The organism is Pseudomonas sp. TE3-3-F2023 (genome assembly GCF_036784815.1).
Classification (GTDB): Bacteria; Pseudomonadota; Gammaproteobacteria; order Pseudomonadales; family Pseudomonadaceae; genus Aquipseudomonas; species Aquipseudomonas pudica.
On record NZ_CP145113.1, the window covers coordinates 4,542,542 to 4,558,888 of the forward strand.

General features: G+C 64.1%; 10 protein-coding genes. 6 read left to right on the forward strand and 4 right to left on the reverse strand.

Translation table 11 applies throughout. The annotated features are described in order from the left end of the window. Nucleotides 1–8: 8 nt before the first annotated feature. The 4 genes from V3314_RS21000 (at nt 9) to V3314_RS21015 (ending at nt 4,972) form a co-directional block, all read left to right on the forward strand. Complete coding sequence (locus V3314_RS21000; RefSeq protein ID WP_046615637.1) at nt 9–293, forward strand: DUF2934 domain-containing protein; 285 nt, start codon at nt 9–11, stop codon at nt 291–293. A 155-nt stretch (nt 294–448) separates the two neighbouring features. Further along, nucleotides 449–2,602 carry a glycogen debranching protein GlgX gene (gene glgX, locus V3314_RS21005; RefSeq protein ID WP_046615636.1) on the forward strand — a complete coding sequence of 718 codons (2,154 nt, stop codon included), beginning with the start codon at nt 449–451 and terminating at the stop codon, nt 2,600–2,602. Nucleotides 2,603–2,785: 183 nt separating this feature from the next. Beyond that, on the forward strand, nt 2,786–3,595 hold the full coding sequence (locus tag V3314_RS21010) for an endonuclease/exonuclease/phosphatase family protein (protein ID WP_046615635.1): 810 nt from the start codon (nt 2,786–2,788) through the stop codon (nt 3,593–3,595). Nucleotides 3,596–3,895: 300 nt separating this feature from the next. Next, nucleotides 3,896–4,972, forward strand: a complete 1,077-nt coding sequence (locus tag V3314_RS21015) for an autotransporter outer membrane beta-barrel domain-containing protein (RefSeq protein WP_153671510.1) — start codon at nt 3,896–3,898, stop codon at nt 4,970–4,972. A gap of 117 nt (nt 4,973–5,089) precedes the next feature. Here V3314_RS21015 and glgB read toward each other — a convergent pair whose 3' ends face one another. From glgB to V3314_RS21030, 3 genes are all read right to left on the reverse strand, one after another. After that, entirely contained in the window at nt 5,090–7,300 is a 2,211-nt protein-coding gene (gene glgB / locus V3314_RS21020; protein WP_046615633.1) for a 1,4-alpha-glucan branching protein GlgB, read from the reverse strand. Next, nucleotides 7,301–10,618, reverse strand: coding sequence for a maltose alpha-D-glucosyltransferase (treS, locus tag V3314_RS21025; protein WP_085599428.1), 3,318 nt, complete (start codon nt 10,616–10,618; stop codon nt 7,301–7,303). It abuts the gene before it with no gap. 171 nt (nt 10,619–10,789) lie between these two features. Next, complete coding sequence (locus V3314_RS21030; RefSeq protein ID WP_338459595.1) at nt 10,790–12,808, reverse strand: alpha-1,4-glucan--maltose-1-phosphate maltosyltransferase; 2,019 nt, start codon at nt 12,806–12,808, stop codon at nt 10,790–10,792. 140 nt (nt 12,809–12,948) lie between these two features. On the opposite strand from V3314_RS21030, the gene V3314_RS21035 reads away from it, so the two are divergent. Further along, nucleotides 12,949–13,110, forward strand: a complete 162-nt coding sequence (locus V3314_RS21035) for a hypothetical protein (RefSeq protein ID WP_173015129.1) — start codon at nt 12,949–12,951, stop codon at nt 13,108–13,110. A 140-nt stretch (nt 13,111–13,250) separates the two neighbouring features. On the opposite strand, the gene V3314_RS21040 is transcribed toward V3314_RS21035, so the two are convergent. Continuing rightward, nucleotides 13,251–14,933, reverse strand: a complete 1,683-nt coding sequence (locus V3314_RS21040; RefSeq protein WP_338459596.1) for an AMP-binding protein — start codon at nt 14,931–14,933, stop codon at nt 13,251–13,253. A gap of 241 nt (nt 14,934–15,174) precedes the next feature. Between V3314_RS21040 and V3314_RS21045 the strand changes: the two genes are divergently transcribed. Further along, nucleotides 15,175–16,338, forward strand: coding sequence for an isovaleryl-CoA dehydrogenase (locus V3314_RS21045; RefSeq protein WP_013973339.1), 1,164 nt, complete (start codon nt 15,175–15,177; stop codon nt 16,336–16,338). Nucleotides 16,339–16,347 lie beyond the last annotated feature (9 nt).

Sequence of the window (16,347 nt, forward strand, 5' to 3'; positions counted from 1 at the left end):
GGAGCGTCATGATGAGTGTTGATGAAAAGCGTATCCGCGAATTTGCCTACCAGATCTGGGAATCCGAGGGTAAGCCCGCCGGCCAGGAAGAACGTCATTGGGACATGGCGCGCAAGCTGGCCGAAGCCGAGGCGCTGGCACCCAAGGCGACGCCGCGCAAGCGGGCCCCGGCCAAGCCCAAGGCAGCCGCTGAGCCGAAGGCGCCTGCCGAGCCCAAAGTGGCTGCCCTGCCGGGGGTTAAACCGGCTGTGGCGAAAAAGACCCGGGCGGTGAAAAAGCCTTCTGCCGGTTAAGCCTTTCCTGGCCCTATCGCCGGCAAGCTCAGGTCCCCAAAGTACAGCGCCGGTTTTGAGACCTGTGAAGACCTTGTGGGAGCTGGCTTGCCGGCGATAGGGCCAGGACAGGACTACACAACCCTCCCCTTCACCACGGCCACTAGAGGACCACCATGAGCCCCCGCACCCCGAAGAAAACCCGCTCGGTCGCCCCGTCGCGTATCCGCGAAGGCCTGCCCTTCCCCCTCGGCGCCACATGGGATGGCCTTGGGGTCAACTTTGCCCTGTTCTCGGCCAACGCCACCAAGGTCGAGCTGTGCCTGTTCGACTCCACTGGCGAGCACGAGATCGAACGCATCGAGCTACCCGAATACACCGACGAGATCTACCACGGCTACCTGCCCGACGCGCACCCAGGGCTGGTCTACGGCTACCGCGTGCACGGCCCGTACGAGCCGGAAAACGGCCACCGTTTCAACCCCAACAAACTGCTGATCGACCCCTATGCCAAGCAACTGGTCGGCAGCCTTCAATGGTCCGAAGCACTGTTCGGCTACACCATCGGCCACCCCGACGGCGACCTGTCGTTCGACGAGCGCGACAGCGCGCCGTTCGTGCCCAAGTGCAAGGTGATCGACCCTGCCTTTACCTGGGGCCGCGACCAGCGCGTGCTGATCCCCTGGGAGCGCACGATCATCTACGAGGCCCACACCCGTGGCATCAGCATGCGCCACCCGGCGGTACCCGAAGAACTGCGCGGCACCTTCGCCGGCCTGGCCAATGACGAGTTGCTCAAGCACATCAAGGAGCTGGGCGTTTCCAGCATCGAGCTGCTGCCGATTCACGCCTTCGTCAACGACCAGCACCTACTGGACAAGGGCCTGAACAACTACTGGGGCTACAACAGCATCGCCTTCTTCGCCCCCCACCCGCGCTACCTGGCCAGCGGCAAGATCGCCGAATTCAAGGAAATGGTCGCGCACCTGCACGATGCCGGGCTGGAGGTGATCCTCGACGTGGTCTACAACCACACCGCCGAAGGCAACGAGCGCGGCCCCACGCTATCGATGCGCGGCATCGACAACGCTTCCTACTACCGCCTGATGCCGGACGACAAGCGTTACTACATCAACGATTCCGGCACCGGCAACACCCTGGACCTGAGCCACCCCTGCGTGCTGCAGTTGGTCACCGACTCGCTGCGCTACTGGGCAGGCGAAATGCACGTGGACGGCTTCCGCTTCGACCTGGCGACCATCCTTGGCCGCTACCACGACGGCTACAGCGAACGCCACGGCTTCCTCGTCGCCTGCCGCCAGGACCCGATGCTGAGCCAGGTGAAGCTGATTGCCGAACCCTGGGACTGCGGCCCGGGCGGCTACCAGGTGGGCAACTTCGCACCGGGCTGGGCAGAGTGGAACGACCGCTTCCGCGACACCGTGCGGGCCTTCTGGAAAGGCGACGAGGGTCAACTGGCCGACTTTGCCTCGCGCATGACCGCGTCGGGGGACATGTTCAACAACCGTGGCCGGCGCCCCTATGCCTCGGTCAACTTCGTCACCGCCCACGACGGTTTCACCTTGCGCGACCTGGTGTCGTACAACCACAAGCACAACGAAGACAACGACGAAAACAACCAGGACGGCACCGATAACAACCTGTCGTGGAACTGCGGTGTCGAGGGGCCAACCGACGACCCGGCCGTGAATGCCCTGCGCATGCGCCAGATGCGCAACTATTTCGCTACCCTGCTGCTGGCCCAGGGCACGCCGATGATCGTCGCTGGTGACGAGTTCAGCCGCACCCAGCACGGCAACAACAATGCCTATTGCCAGGACAGCGAGATCGGCTGGGTGAACTGGGACCTGGACCAGGAGGGCGAAGAGCTGCTGGCCTTCGTCAAACGCCTGACCCGCCTGCGCCTGGCCTACCCGGTACTGCGCCGTTCGCGCTTCCTGGTGGGCGACTACAATGAGGCGATCGGCGTCAAGGATGTGACCTGGCTGGCACCGGACGGCAACGAGATGAGCGTGGAGCAATGGGAAGACCCGCACGGGCGCTGCCTGGGCATGCTGATCGATGGCCGCGCCCAGGTCAGCGGCATTGCCCGGCCAGGTGCCGAGGCCACCGTGTTGCTGATCGTCAACGCCCATCATGACACCGTGCCGTTCAAGTTGCCGACCGTGCCCGAAGGGGATTACTGGAGCTGCCTGGTCGATACCGACCGGCCAGAGCTGCGCAAGGGGCAGCATCTGCAGTTCGACAGCACCTTCGAGGTGAAGGGGCGATCGTTGCTGCTGATGGTGTTGCAGCGTGATGAGGAGTGAACCCCGGGGGACCCTCGTCGGTCCCATTGTGTATCGGTTGCCTGTACTGGCTTCATCGCCGGCAAGCCAGCCCCCACAGGTAATCCGCTGGCCGACGGGCCTGTGCGTTACCTGTGGGAGCCGGCTTGCCGGCGATAGGGCCGGGACATACAACACCCATGCACCCGCCATTGAGGAGTAACCGTGAACCCCGAAGCCGGCAGTAAAGGTTTCGCCAGTATCAACCAGGCCCCGGCCGTGAAGCGCCTGCAGGTGCTGACGGTGAATACCCACAAGGGCTTCACCGCCTTCAACCGGCGCTTCATCCTGCCAGAACTGCGCGAGGCGGTGCGCAGCACCCAGGCCGACATCGTCTTCCTCCAGGAAGTGCTCGGCAGCCACGACCGCCACGCCGCGCGCTACCCCGGCTGGCCGCAGACTTCACAGTACGAGTTCCTCGCCGACAGCATGTGGAGCGACTTCGCCTACGGCCGCAACGCGGTCTACCCCGACGGCCACCACGGCAACGCGCTGCTGTCCAAATACCCGATCATCGAACACCGCAACCTCGACGTGTCGATCACTGGCCCCGAACGACGTGGTCTGCTGCACTGCATTCTCGACGTGCCCGGCCAGCACCAGGTGCATGCCATCTGCGTGCACCTGTCGTTACTGGAAAGCCACCGCCAGAAGCAGCTGCAACTGCTGCGCAAGTTGCTCGAATCTCTGCCTGCCGACGCCCCGGTGATCATCGCCGGCGATTTCAACGACTGGAAAACCCACGGCAACCGTACCCTGCACCTGCAGCGCGACCTGCACGAGGCTTTCGAGCGCCACCACGGTCACCTGGCCCGCACCTATCCTGCGCGCCTGCCCCTGTTGCGTCTGGACCGCGTTTACCTGCGCAACGCCGAAAGCCATGGGCCGCGGATTCTGGGGCACAAACCTTGGTCGCACCTTTCGGACCACCTGCCGCTGTCCGTCGAAGTCAGGCTTAGCAATCATTCTTCATAGCCATGCCACGGCAAATAGCGAACCCCGCTATACCCGACAGATTTATCAGAAGATTCAACACGTTGAACAAACACACACATCCTGAACACTTCCTTCACACTTTCTTGACGCAAGCGGCCGCCTCTCCTTAGCTGAACATATCAAGCAGTAAAGATCTCGCGCCGGGCGTCTAGCTCGCGCCTTCGTGCGCGCTGGCGAAAGCCTGGCGTGCTGGTTTGGGTCGCCCACTGTTTTTGCCGTACAGCTCGTGACAACAGGCCAGGTCCTCGGGCTGTAACACAAAAACAAAGGAGATCCGCCATGAAAAGAACCTCGAACCTCTTGCGTTTCGACAGCATTTTCTGCGCGGTTTCCACGTCGCTGCTTCTGGCAACCCCGGTGGAAACTATCGCGTATGAACTGCAGGGCGACCCGACCTCGCCCGGTTTCCTGCACCAACCGGCAGTATCACAGCTGTCGCTCGACCCGGTCAGCGCCAGTGGCTTGAGTATCGGCACTTTGAACGCGTTTTCGCAAAAGATGAGCGAGCGCCATGGGCAGCCTGCACCGGATCTGGTCGCCAGCCAGTGGGCACAGTTCTTCCCCAACACTGCGCGCGGTATCGCGCAGCCCCCGGACCAGCTGGAGGCACCCAGCCAGCAACTGATGATCGGCCCGGACCTGTTCGTGCGTGAAACTGCAGCGGGCAATGTGCACCGCGCGGGGATATTCGTGGGGCAGAACAACCTGCAGACCAACTTCAACGGTACGCGCCGGCTGCTGGGCGACAAGCAACGCAACGCCGTGAACCTCAGCGGTGAAAGCCTGGGGGTGTACTGGAGCATGACCCATGAACAGGGCTGGCACCTGGATGCCGTGGCCATGGGTTCGCGCATCGACGTCAATGGCCGTGGCGAGAACGGCCAGCGCCTGGACGACAGCGGCCACGCGATGACCTTCTCGCTGGAAGGCGGCATCCCCATCGGCCTGGGTGGCGGCTGGGTGATCGAGCCGCAGGCGCAGTTGATCAACCAGCAGTTCTTCCCCGGCAGCCGGGCGCAGGAAGAGACCTTGCAGGCCTTCGACAGCCAGCCGAGCTGGAGCGGCAGGGTCGGCGCCAGGCTGTCCGGGCGTTATGAAGTACGCGGCATGCCAATCGAACCCTATGTGCGGACCAACGTGTGGTATGACTTCAGCAATGCCGATGAGGTGAAGCTGGACCAGGTCGACAAGATCTCCAGCTCACGCTACTCGACCACGGTGGAACTGGGGCTGGGGCTGGTGGCGCGGGTGACGCCCTCGGTGGCGCTGTTTGTCAGTGCCGATTACAGCAGTGACGTGGACGACAATGATCTGAATGGGTTGATTGGCAGCCTTGGGGTGCGGATGCGGTGGTAGGCAGGTTCGGCCCTTTTGCGGGCACGCCCGCTCCCACAGGGATAGCACAAGGCCAGAGGCTGGCGCCGTACCTGTGGGAGCGGGCATGCCCGCGAAGAGGCCAGTACAGGCAGAAGATCAGACCGGTTTCAACACCAGCACACCCAGCGGCGGCAGGTTCAGGGCCAGCGACAGCGGCTGGCCATGGCTGGCAATCGCGTCGCTCTGCACCACCCCCAGATTGCCGACATTGGACCCGGCATACAGCTCTGCATCACTGTTCAACAGTTCCTGCCAGCGCTCGCCAAACGGCACACCGATGCGATACCCCTCGCGCGGCACCGGGGTGAAGTTGGCCACCACCAGCACCGGCTCGCCACTGCTGCTCCAGCGCAGCCAGGCATACACGCTGTTCTGCGCATCGTCACCGATCAGCCACTGGAACCCTTGCGGCTGGCAATCCTGTTCGTGCAATGCCGGCACCTCGCGGTACAGGCGGTTGAGGTCGCCGACCAGGCGCTGTACGCCCTGGTGCTCAGGGTACTGCAGCAGGTACCAGTCCAGTTCGCCGTCATGGTCCCACTCACGCCACTGGCCGAACTCGCAGCCCATGAACAGCAGCTTCTTGCCAGGATGCGCCCACATGAAGGTGAGGTAGGCACGCAGATTGGCGAACTTCTGCCAGCGGTCGCCGGGCATCTTGTCGATCAGCGAATGCTTGCCATGCACCACTTCGTCGTGGGAGATGGGCAGGATGAAGTGCTCGGAATAGGCATAGATCAGCCCGAAGCTCATCTCGTTGTGGTGATAGGTGCGGTGCACCGGGTCGTTCTGGATGTAATGCAAGGTGTCGTGCATCCAGCCCATGTTCCACTTGTAGGCAAAGCCCAGGCCGCCCTGCTGGGTCGGCTGGCTGACGCCGGGCCAGGCGGTGGATTCCTCGGCGATGATCAGCGCACCCGGGGCCTCGTGGGCCGCCACGCCGTTGAGGTGGCGGATGAAGTCGATGGCCTCCAGGTTCTCGCGCCCGCCGTGGCGGTTGGGCACCCATTCGCCGGCCTTGCGCGAATAGTCGCGGTACAGCATCGAAGCCACCGCATCGACGCGCAGGCCGTCGATATGGAAGTGCTTCAGCCAGTGCAACGCCGAAGCCATCATGAAGCCGCGCACTTCGTTGCGGCCAAGGTTGTAGATCAGCGTGTTCCAGTCCTGGTGGTAGCCCTCCAGGGGGTTGTCGTATTCGTACAGGGCGGTGCCGTCGAAACGCGCCAGGCCATGTTCGTCGGTGGGGAAATGCGCCGGTACCCAATCGAGCAGCACGCCAATGCCGCCCTGGTGGCAGGCGTCGATGAAGGCGGCGAAGTCCTCGGCGCTGCCGTAGCGCGAAGTAGGCGCGAACAGCGACAGCGGCTGGTAGCCCCAGGAGCCGCCGAACGGATGCTCCATGATCGGCAGCAGTTCGATGTGGGTGAAGCCCAGTTCCTGAACGTACGGCACCAGGCGCTCGGCCAGCTCGCGCCAGTTGTAATAGCGCCCGACCTCGCCCGCCTCATCCAGCTCGCAGCGCCACGACCCTGGGTGCAGTTCGTAGATCGACAGCGGCGCGCTGTAGGCATGGCGCTGCGCACGTTGCGCCATCCAGTCGTGGTCTTGCCAGTCGTGGCTGAGCGCCCCTGCCACCTTGGATGCGGTGCTCGGCGGCAGTTCGGTGGCGCGCGCCAGCGGGTCGGCCTTCAAGGGCAGTATGCCGTCCTTGCCCAGCACCTCGAACTTGTAGGTTTCGCCCACGCCCAGGCGCGGCACGAACAGCTCCCACACCCCGGCGCTGTGGCGCAGGCGCATGGGGTGGCGACGGCCATCCCAGTTGTTGAAGTCACCCACCACCGACACCCGCCGGGCGTTCGGTGCCCACACCGAGAAACACACGCCATCGACGCCATCGACCTGGATGGGTTGGGCGCCGAAGCGCCCGGACAGGTCGCGGTGGTTGCCTTCGGCAAACAGGTACAGGTCCATGTCGCCCAGTTGCGGGCCGAAGCTGTAGGGGTCTTCGGTGACCTGCTCGCCACCGGCCCAGCCGATCTGCAGCAGGTACGGGTGTGCCTCATCGAGGTGCGCGGTGAACAACCCCGGCAGGCTGCCCTGCTCCATTTCGGCGAGGATGCGCCCGTCATGTCGGGCCAGTATGCGCACATTCAGGGCGTTGGGCAGGAAGGCTCGGACCACTTGCCCGCCCGCGCCGTCGCCATGGGGGCCGAGTACCGCAAATGGATCGGCGTGCTCGGCGCGGGCCAGGGCGTCGAGGTCCCGTTGCCGAAGGCCGCCGTTTTCACGCGTGGTTGCATTCATCTATGACTCTCCCCAGGTACTGATCAGTCCATGCAGGCCATGCAAAGGCACGGCCAGCCAGCTCGGACGGTTCTCGGCTTCGTATGTGATTTCGTAGGCAGCTTTTTCCAGGCAGAACAGCTCCAGTGCGGCACGCTCGCCCTCGGCCTGTTGCCAGGCGTGAGGCATGGCCGCGGTGGCCAGGCCATAGGCTTCGACAAAGGCATGCCGCGATTGGTGCAGGTACTGCCTGGCAACCCGTTGCCGGGCTTGGCGCGCCGGGTCGGAAAGGTCGACCGCAGACGCGCTGCGCAAGATCATGGCAGCAGCATAGTCGAAGGATCGCAGCACGCCGCTGACATCTTTGTACGGGCTGTGTTTTGCCCGACGCTCTTGCAGCGGCCGGGCCGGTTCACCTTCAAAATCGATGAGGTAGGCGTCGCCCTGCACCACCAGCACCTGGCCCAGGTGCAGGTCGCCATGCACGCGCATCAGCAGGCCACCCTGGGCCTGGCGGGTCAGCTCGGCGATGTGCTGGGCCAGGCCGTCGCGCTGTTGCTGCAAGTCGTCGACCAGCGCCTGGCTTTCGCTGTCGAGGCTGTCGCGGTGCTGGGCCAGCAGGTCGAGGGCATGGGTGAGCTCTGCGCTGATCTGCGCACTCCAGCGTTCGCTGTCGTCGGCATCGCTCGGGCGCGGCTGGAAGGCCTCGTCATTGGTCGGTGCGGCCAGCAGCAGGTGCATCTCGCCCAGGCGCTGGCCGAGCAAGGCGGCAAAGCCGGTGAGCTCGGCCAATGCATCGGTGTGCGCATCGGCGTCGAGGCTGGAGGGCTCCATCTGGTCGCGGATGGCCCGCTCCAGGGTGTTTTGGGTCCAGGCCCAGGCGTCACCCTGGTTGCTCAGGTAGCCCTGGGCGATCATCAGCAGGTGTGGCGCCCCCTGCTCGTCCACCCGGCTGACCCAGGCCAGCAAGGGCGATATGTTGGCAAAGCCTGCGGCAGTCAGGTAGGCACTCATTTCCAACTCGGGGTGCACACCCGGGTTGACCCGTCGAATCAGCTTTAGCACCACCTGGTCGCCGATCACCACCGAGCTGTTGGACTGCTCGGCGCTGAGATAGCGCACGCTGCTTTCGTCGTTCAACGCCAGGCCCGCCAACTGCTGCGTGCTTTCGAAACGCAACTCGCCCTCGCCGTTGCCACACGGTAGATGCATGCCATTCTCACAGGCACGCAGCACCGCGCGGATGAACGGCTCGAGGACGAAGGCGTCGGTGATCAGGCCAACCTGATGGGCTCGGCGCACCCGTGACAGGGCCAGCTGTTGTGGCAGTGCGCTGTTGATCTGCTCTTCGGGCAGCAGGCCGAACGGCAGTTGGTAGCGATTGGCCACACCGTCGCTGAGCACTTCGATTTCACTGAGCAACACCGGTGTGGTCGACGTGCCGAAACGCACGCCGTAGCACAGGCGCACCTGGTCGATCGGCCCTTCCTTGCCGGCGAACCAGCGCCGCTTGGGCAGATACTGGGGCAGAACGGTGCTTTGCAGGGTATCGCTGGAGGGGGCCTCCAGCAGTTCTTCCAGGCGTTTGCGCAATACCAGTGTGGTCAATTCGGGTAACCCCTCGGTGGCCTTGATGTGCCAGCTGGGCATGCGGTCATGGCTGGCCAGCAGGAACCAGTAGAAGGCGTAGGGTGGCAAGGTCAGCAGGAACGGCAGTTGGCCGATTGGCGGGAAGGCGCTGCCGCCGAGCATCTCCACCGGTACTTTGTCGGCGTACTGTGACAATTCCAGTTCAGCCGCCTGGGCGGCGCGGGAGACGTTGGCCACGCACAGGATGACTTCGCTGTTGCCATCGGCGTCGGTGTACTCGCGCAGATAGGCAAGGATGCGCCGGTTGTTAGGCGTGAGGGTACGCAGGCTGCCGCGGCCGAAAGCCTTCTGCTGCTTGCGCACCGCCAGCATGCGCCGGGTCCAGTTCAGCAGCGAGTGCGGGTCGTTGGCCTGGGCTTCGACGTTGACCGTCTGGTAACCGTACAGCGGGTCCATGATCGGTGGCAGCACCAGGCGCTGCGGGTCGGCACGGGAAAAACCGCCGTTGCGGTCCGGCGACCATTGCATGGGCGTGCGCACACCGTCACGGTCGCCCAGGTAGATGTTGTCACCCATGCCCAGTTCGTCGCCGTAATACAGGGTGGGCGTGCCGGGCATCGAGAGCAGCAGGCTGGTGAGCAGTTCGATGCGCCGGCGGTCACGCTGCAGCAACGGCGCCAGGCGACGGCGGATGCCCAGATTGATGCGGGCGCGACGGTCTTCGGCGTAGTAGTTCCACAGGTAGTCGCGCTCGCGGTCGGTGACCATCTCCAGGGTCAGCTCATCGTGGTTGCGCAGGAATATCGCCCATTGGCAGTTGGCGGGAATTTCCGGTGTCTGGCGCAGGATGTCGGTGATCGGGAAGCGGTCCTCCATGGCCAGGGCCATGTACATGCGTGGCATCAACGGGAAGTGGAAGGCCATGTGGCATTCGTCGCCCTCGCCTTCGCCGAAGTACGGGCGGGTGTCCTCGGGCCATTGGTTGGCCTCGGCCAGCAGCATGCGGTCGGGGTAGTTGGCGTCGATTTCGGCGCGGATCGCCTTGAGCACGTCGTGGGTTTCGGCGAGGTTCTCGTTGTTGGTACCGTCACGCTCGATCAGGTAGGGGATGGCATCCAGGCGCAGGCCATCTACACCCAGGTCCAGCCAGAAGCGCATCACCCCGATCACTGCCTTGAGCACCTGCGGGTTGTCGAAGTTGAGGTCGGGCTGGTGCGAGTAGAAGCGGTGCCAGAAGTACTGGCCGGCGACCGGGTCCCAGGTCCAGTTGGACTTCTCGGTGTCGAGAAAGATGATGCGCGTGCCGTCGTACTTCTGGTCGTCATCCGACCACACGTAGAAGTCCCGTGCCTTGCTGCCGCGCTTGGCGTGGCGGGCGCGCTGGAACCAGGGGTGCTGGTCGCTGGTGTGGTTGATGACCAGCTCTGTGATTACCCGTAGCCCGCGTTTGTGCGCCTCGGCGATGAAGCGGCGGGCATCGGCAAGGTTGCCGTAGTCGGGGTGCACGGCCTTGTATTCGGCGATGTCGTAGCCATCGTCGCGGCGTGGCGAGGGATAGAACGGCAGCAGCCACAGGGTGTTGACGCCAAGCTGGGCAATATAGTCGAGCTTGCTGATCAGGCCAGCGAAATCGCCGATGCCGTCGTTGTTCGAATCGAAGAACGACTTGATGTGCAGCTGGTAGATGACGGCGTCCTTGTACCACAGCGGGTCGTCGATGAAGGCTGCCGGGCGGGAACGCTTGGCCATGTGCGACTCCTTTCAATTCCAGGTTGCTCTGGCCCCAATGCACAAGCAACTGACTTGACACAATCCCTGTGGGAGCGGGGTTACCCGCGAACACCGGCGAAGCCGGTGCCATGCTCCGCGGCGCCTGCTTCGCGGGTAACCCCGCTCCCACAGGGGATGGCGTGTACCTTGCTAACGGGCCTTTTCGATGCGCCAGATACCGAACGGCAGATGCCAGGGTTCGATGCGCATCCATTGGGTCTTGCCGTACCACGACCAGCGATGGCCGTTCATCAGGTCTTCCCCCAGGGTTTTGGCGTTGTCATCCAGCCCCAGCTCCCACAGCGGCAGCTCGAAATGCGCTTCCTGGGCGTTGTGCGGGTCGAGGCTGATTGCCACCAGGATGTAGTTGTCGCGCTCGGGCGTGCGCTTGGCGAAGTACAGGATGTTGTCGTTCCAGCAGTTGAAGAACGCCACGCCCAGGTGGGTCTGCAAGGCGCGGTTCTGCCGGCGGATGCGGTTGAGCTGGGCAATCTCGGCAATGATGTTGCCGGGTTGGCTGAAATCGCGTGGGCGAATTTCGTACTTCTCCGAATCCAGGTACTCCTCCTTGCCCGGCAAGGCCGCCGCTTCGCACAGTTCAAAGCCCGAGTACATACCCCACAAGCCCGACCCCATGGTGGCCAGCGCCGCGCGGATGAGGAAGCCGGCACGCCCTGAGGTGTGCAGGAAGTACGGGTTGATGTCGGGGGTGTTGACGAAGAAGTTGGGCCGGTAGCACTGGCTCCATGGCGGCTGGTTAAGCTGCTCGAGATACTCGCGCAGTTCCTGTTTGTGGTTGCGCCAGGTGAAATAGGTATAGCTCTGCGCGTACCCGACCTTGCCCAGGCGGGCCATCATCGCCGGCTTGGTGAAGGCTTCGGCGAGGAAGATGACCTCGGGGTGCTGGCTGCGCACGTTGGCGATCAGCCATTGCCAGAATGGCAGTGGCTTGGTGTGCGGGTTGTCGACGCGGAAGGTCTTCACCCCCTCCTCGACCCAGCCGACCACCACGTCGCGCAGGGCCAGCCACAGTGAGGGCACGGCTTCGGGGGCGTAGAAATCGACGTTGACGATGTCCTGGTACTTCTTGGGCGGGTTCTCGGCATAGCGGATGGTGCCGTCCGGTCGCCAGCTGAACCAGCCGGGGTGCTCCTTGAGCCAGGGGTGGTCCTGGGAGCACTGGATGGCAAAGTCGAGGGCGATTTCCAGGCCATGCTCGGCCGCCGCGGCCACCAGGCGGCGGAAGTCGTCGCGGCTGCCCAGCTGCGGGTGAATCGCCTCGTGGCCGCCTTCCGCGCTGCCGATGGCATACGGGCTGCCCGGGTCGCCGGGCTCTGCCGTGAGGGCGTTGTTGCGGCCCTTGCGGTGCTGCATGCCGATGGGATGAATGGGCGGAAAGTACAGCACGTCGAAGCCCATGTCGCGGATCATCGGCAGCCGCTCGTGCACATCATTGAAGGTGCCGTGGCGCTCGGGGCTGTCGGTGATCGAGCGCGGGAACAGCTCGTACCAGCTGGCGAACTGCGCTGCCGGGCGGTCGACATCGACGGGGAAGTCGCGGCTACGGGTCAGGTAGCTGCGGTGCTCGGCGTCACTCATCAGGCGGGCGGTGGCGGGGTCGAGAAACAGCGCTACCTGGTCGTCGGCATTCAGCGTGGGCAGGCGCTGCTGCAAGGCCTGCAGCTCCTCGCGCAGGGCACCGCTGCACAACTCGATGCCCTTGCCGAGCATCAATCGGCCTTCTTCCAGCTCCAGCCGCACCTCGACACCGGCGTGGTATTTCTTCTCCAGGTCGTGGCAATAAGTGGCGAACGGGTCGATCCAGGCCTCGATGCTGAAAAGGTGCGGGCCCAGTTCGGTGGGCGTGAACTCGGCCAGCCAAAGGTCGTTGCCCGGCGAGTGCATGGGCACGCAATGCCAGCGCCGGCTGTGGGCCTGACGCCAGTTGAGCATCACTGCCAGGCGGTCGTGGCCGTCGCTGTAGACCTTGCTGCTGACCGCCACCGGTTGGCCACTGATGGCCTTGACGGCGAAGGTGCCGGCTTCGAGCACGGGTTGGGTGTCTTCGATCACGATGCGCGGCGCCAGCAGCGCCTGGGACAGGCTGATGGCCTGGTCCGGGTGATCATTGGCCATGGGCACGCTTTCGAAGGGCTCGTTTCGTGACATCGGACCTTGCTCCCTCAGGCTGGTGGCGGTAAGGGTTCAGAGCCGGGCACAGGCGTGGGGTTCAAAAAAAATGAGCGAACGGCAGCTGCCAGGAGTCGAAGCCTGCAGCACCTCTTCAATCACCCAAGCGAGGTCAGGCCATGAACATTCCCATTCCACCGGAGACCCCCGATCCCAACATCGACGACCCGAGCCTGCCGCCGCCCGTGCCGGAGGAAGACCCGGACGAGCTGCCGATCAAGCCGACCGTGCCGCCGACGGTGGGCGACCCGCCGAGCCAGGAACCACCGGTGAAGGTTTAAGGGTAGACCAGGATCTTGTGCTGGCAGGGCCGGCCTCTTCGCGGGCACGCCCGCTCCCACAGGGACTGCGCCAACCTCGAAAGCGGCGCTATACCTGTGGGAGCGGGTTCACCCGCGAAAGGGCCGGCAGCATCAATACATCAACCAGCAGTCAAAGCCGAGATCTCCGCCACGCTGATCTCCCTCATGCGGAACTTCTGCACCTTGCCAGTCACCGTCATCGGGTACTCGTCGACAAAGCGGATATGCCGCGGCACCTTGAAGTGTGCAATGCGCGCCTTGCACCAGCCCTGCAATTCCTCGGCCGTGGCGCTGTGCCCAGGGTGCAGCTTGATCCAGGCGACGATCTCCTCGCCATAACGGCTGCACGGGATGCCGATCACCTGCGCATCGGCCACCGCCGGGTGGGTGTAGAAGAACTCTTCCAGTTCACGCGGGTAGATGTTCTCGCCGCCGCGAATGATCATGTCCTTGTTGCGCCCGACGATGCGTACGTAGCCGTGCTCGTCCATTACCGCCAGGTCGCCCGAGTGCATCCAGCCGGCCGGGTCGATGGCATCCGCCGTGGCCTGGGGGTTGTCCCAATAGCCGAGCATCACGCTGTAGCCGCGGGTACACAGCTCGCCGATCTCGCCGCGCGGGACGATGCAGCCGTCGGCGTCCACCAGTTTGTTTTCCAGCTGCGGCTGGGTGCGGCCGACGGTGGTCACGCGCAGTTCCAGGTCGTCGTCCGGGCCGGTCTGCAGCGACACCGGGCTGGTTTCGGTCATGCCGTAGGCGATCTGTACTTCGGCCATGTGCATCTGGTCGATGACCCGGCGCATCACTTCGATCGGGCAGGTGGCGCCGGCCATGATGCCGCTGCGCAGGGGCGACAGGTCCATTTGCGCACGTGCGGGGTGGTCGAGCATGGCGATGAACATGGTCGGTACGCCATAGAGAATGCTGGCGCGCTCTTCGGCCACCGCGCGCAGGGTGAGCTCGGCGTCGAAGGCGTCGTTGGGGTAGATCATGGTGCTGCCATGGGTGATGCAACCCAGGTTGGCCATGACCATGCCGAAGCAGTGGTACAGCGGCACCGGGATCACCATGCGGTCGCGTGCGGTCAGGCCCAGGCTTTCGCCGACCATGAAGCCGTTGTTGAGGATGTTGTAATGGCTGAGCGTGGCGCCCTTCGGTGCGCCGGTGGTGCCGGAGGTGTACTGGATGTTCACCGGCTGGTCGAACTGCAGGCTTTGCTGGCGCTTCGCATAAGCCTCGACGGAGGTCTGCCCTGCCCGCTCGGCCAGCGCTTGCCAAGGCAGGAAGCCTGCCGGCGGGTTGGCGGCCAGGCTGACCACACCACGCAGGTCGGGCAGGCGTTCACTGGCCATTTCACCGGTGGTGGCTCTGGCCAGCTCCGGCGCCAGTTCCTGGACCATGGCGTGGTAGTCGGACGTCCTGAAGGCATCGGCACATACCAGCCAGCGGCAACCGGACTGGCGCAGCACGTATTCCAGCTCGCCCACGCGGTAGGCCGGGTTGATGTTGACCAGAATCGCGCCGACCTTGGCACTGGCCAGCTGCAGGATGCACCACTGGGCGCAGTTGGGCGACCAGATGCCGACCCGATCGCCGGTGTTCACGCCCAGGGCCATCAGGGCACGAGCATGCACCTCGACCTGCTCGGCCAACTGCCGCCAGCTGTAGCGCAGGCCCTGATGGCGCGACACCAGGGCCTCGCCGTCGGCACAACGGGCCACGGTGGCGTCGAAGGCCTGGCCGATGGTCTGGGTCAGCAAGGCTTGGTCCTGGCGACCGCGGGTATAGCTTGGTTGACTCATGGGTGTCCCTTCTTGTGGTTGTTCTGGGCACGACTGAAGCAAGCGGGAATACTTTGGCGCAGATTTACGTTTACGTAAAGGTGATGATCCGATTGACAGTGAGCATCTGCAGGTTTACGTTAACGTAAAGGTGAAAACGACATCGGGTTTGTCGGCGTATCACCGACCCGCTCCACAGGGTCGGTGGATAGCCCTTGAGCTACGGTGTTACCCAATTTCAAGAACAACAAGGTGCCCCAGCATGCATTACCCCACCCTGAACTTCGCCCTGGGCGAAACCATCGACATGCTGCGCGACCAGGTGCGCACCTTCGTCGCCGCCGAGCTGGCCCCGCGCGCCGCGCAAATCGACCACGACAACCTGTTCCCTGCCGACATGTGGCGCAAGTTCGGTGACATGGGTCTGCTGGGCATCACCGTGCCGGAAGAATATGGCGGTGCCGGCCTGGGCTACCTGGCCCACGTGGTGTCGATGGAGGAAATCAGCCGTGGCTCGGCCTCGGTGGCCCTGTCCTACGGTGCCCACTCCAACCTCTGCGTCAACCAGATCAACCGCAACGGCAGCCACGAACAGAAGCTCAAGTACCTGCCCAAGCTGATCAGCGGCGAGCACATCGGCGCCCTGGCCATGAGCGAGCCCAATGCCGGTTCCGACGTGGTGTCGATGAAACTGCGCGCGGAAAAGCGCGGCGACCACTACGTGCTCAACGGCAGCAAGACCTGGATCACCAACGGCCCGGATGCCAACACCTACGTGATCTACGCCAAGACTGACCTGGAAAAGGGCGCGCACGGCATCACCGCATTCATCGTCGAGCGTGACTGGAAAGGCTTCAGCCGCAGCAACAAGTTCGACAAGCTGGGCATGCGTGGCTCCAACACCTGCGAGCTGTTCTTCGATGGCGTCGAAGTGCCGGAAGAAAACATCCTCGGCCAGCTCAACGGTGGCGTGCGCGTGCTGATGAGCGGCCTGGACTACGAGCGCGTGGTGCTGTCCGGCGGCCCGACCGGCATCATGCAAAGCTGCATGGACCTGGTGGTCCCTTACATTCACGACCGCAAACAGTTCGGCCAGAGCATCGGCGAGTTCCAGCTGATCCAGGGCAAGATCGCCGACATGTACACCCAGCTCAACGCCAGCCGCGCCTACCTGTATGCCGTGGCCCAGGCCTGCGACCGTGGCGAGACCACCCGCAAGGACGCCGCCGGGGTGATCCTGTACACCGCCGAGCGTGCCACGCAAATGGCCCTGGAAGCGATCCAGATTCTCGGCGGCAACGGCTATATCAACGAATTCCCGGCCGGCCGCCTGTTGCGCGACGCCAAACTGTACGAGATCGGTGCCGGCACCAGCGAAATCCGCCGGATGCTGATCGGCCGCGAACTGTTCAACGAAACCCGCTGAGCACAAGGG

Bases quoted from the DNA above. Each gene is read 5' to 3' on its own strand.
- V3314_RS21000 (WP_046615637.1), top strand. From the start codon at position 9: ATGATGAGTGTTGATGAAAAGCGTATCCGCGAATTTGCCTACCAGATC.
- glgX (WP_046615636.1), top strand. From the start codon at position 449: ATGAGCCCCCGCACCCCGAAGAAAACCCGCTCGGTCGCCCCGTCGCGT.
- V3314_RS21015 (WP_153671510.1), top strand. From the start codon at position 3,896: ATGAAAAGAACCTCGAACCTCTTGCGTTTCGACAGCATTTTCTGCGCG.
- glgB (WP_046615633.1), bottom strand. From the start codon at position 7,300: ATGAATGCAACCACGCGTGAAAACGGCGGCCTTCGGCAACGGGACCTC.
- treS (WP_085599428.1), bottom strand. From the start codon at position 10,618: ATGGCCAAGCGTTCCCGCCCGGCAGCCTTCATCGACGACCCGCTGTGG.
- V3314_RS21030 (WP_338459595.1), bottom strand. From the start codon at position 12,808: ATGTCACGAAACGAGCCCTTCGAAAGCGTGCCCATGGCCAATGATCAC.
- V3314_RS21035 (WP_173015129.1), top strand. From the start codon at position 12,949: ATGAACATTCCCATTCCACCGGAGACCCCCGATCCCAACATCGACGAC.
- V3314_RS21040 (WP_338459596.1), bottom strand. From the start codon at position 14,933: ATGAGTCAACCAAGCTATACCCGCGGTCGCCAGGACCAAGCCTTGCTG.
- V3314_RS21045 (WP_013973339.1), top strand. From the start codon at position 15,175: ATGCATTACCCCACCCTGAACTTCGCCCTGGGCGAAACCATCGACATG.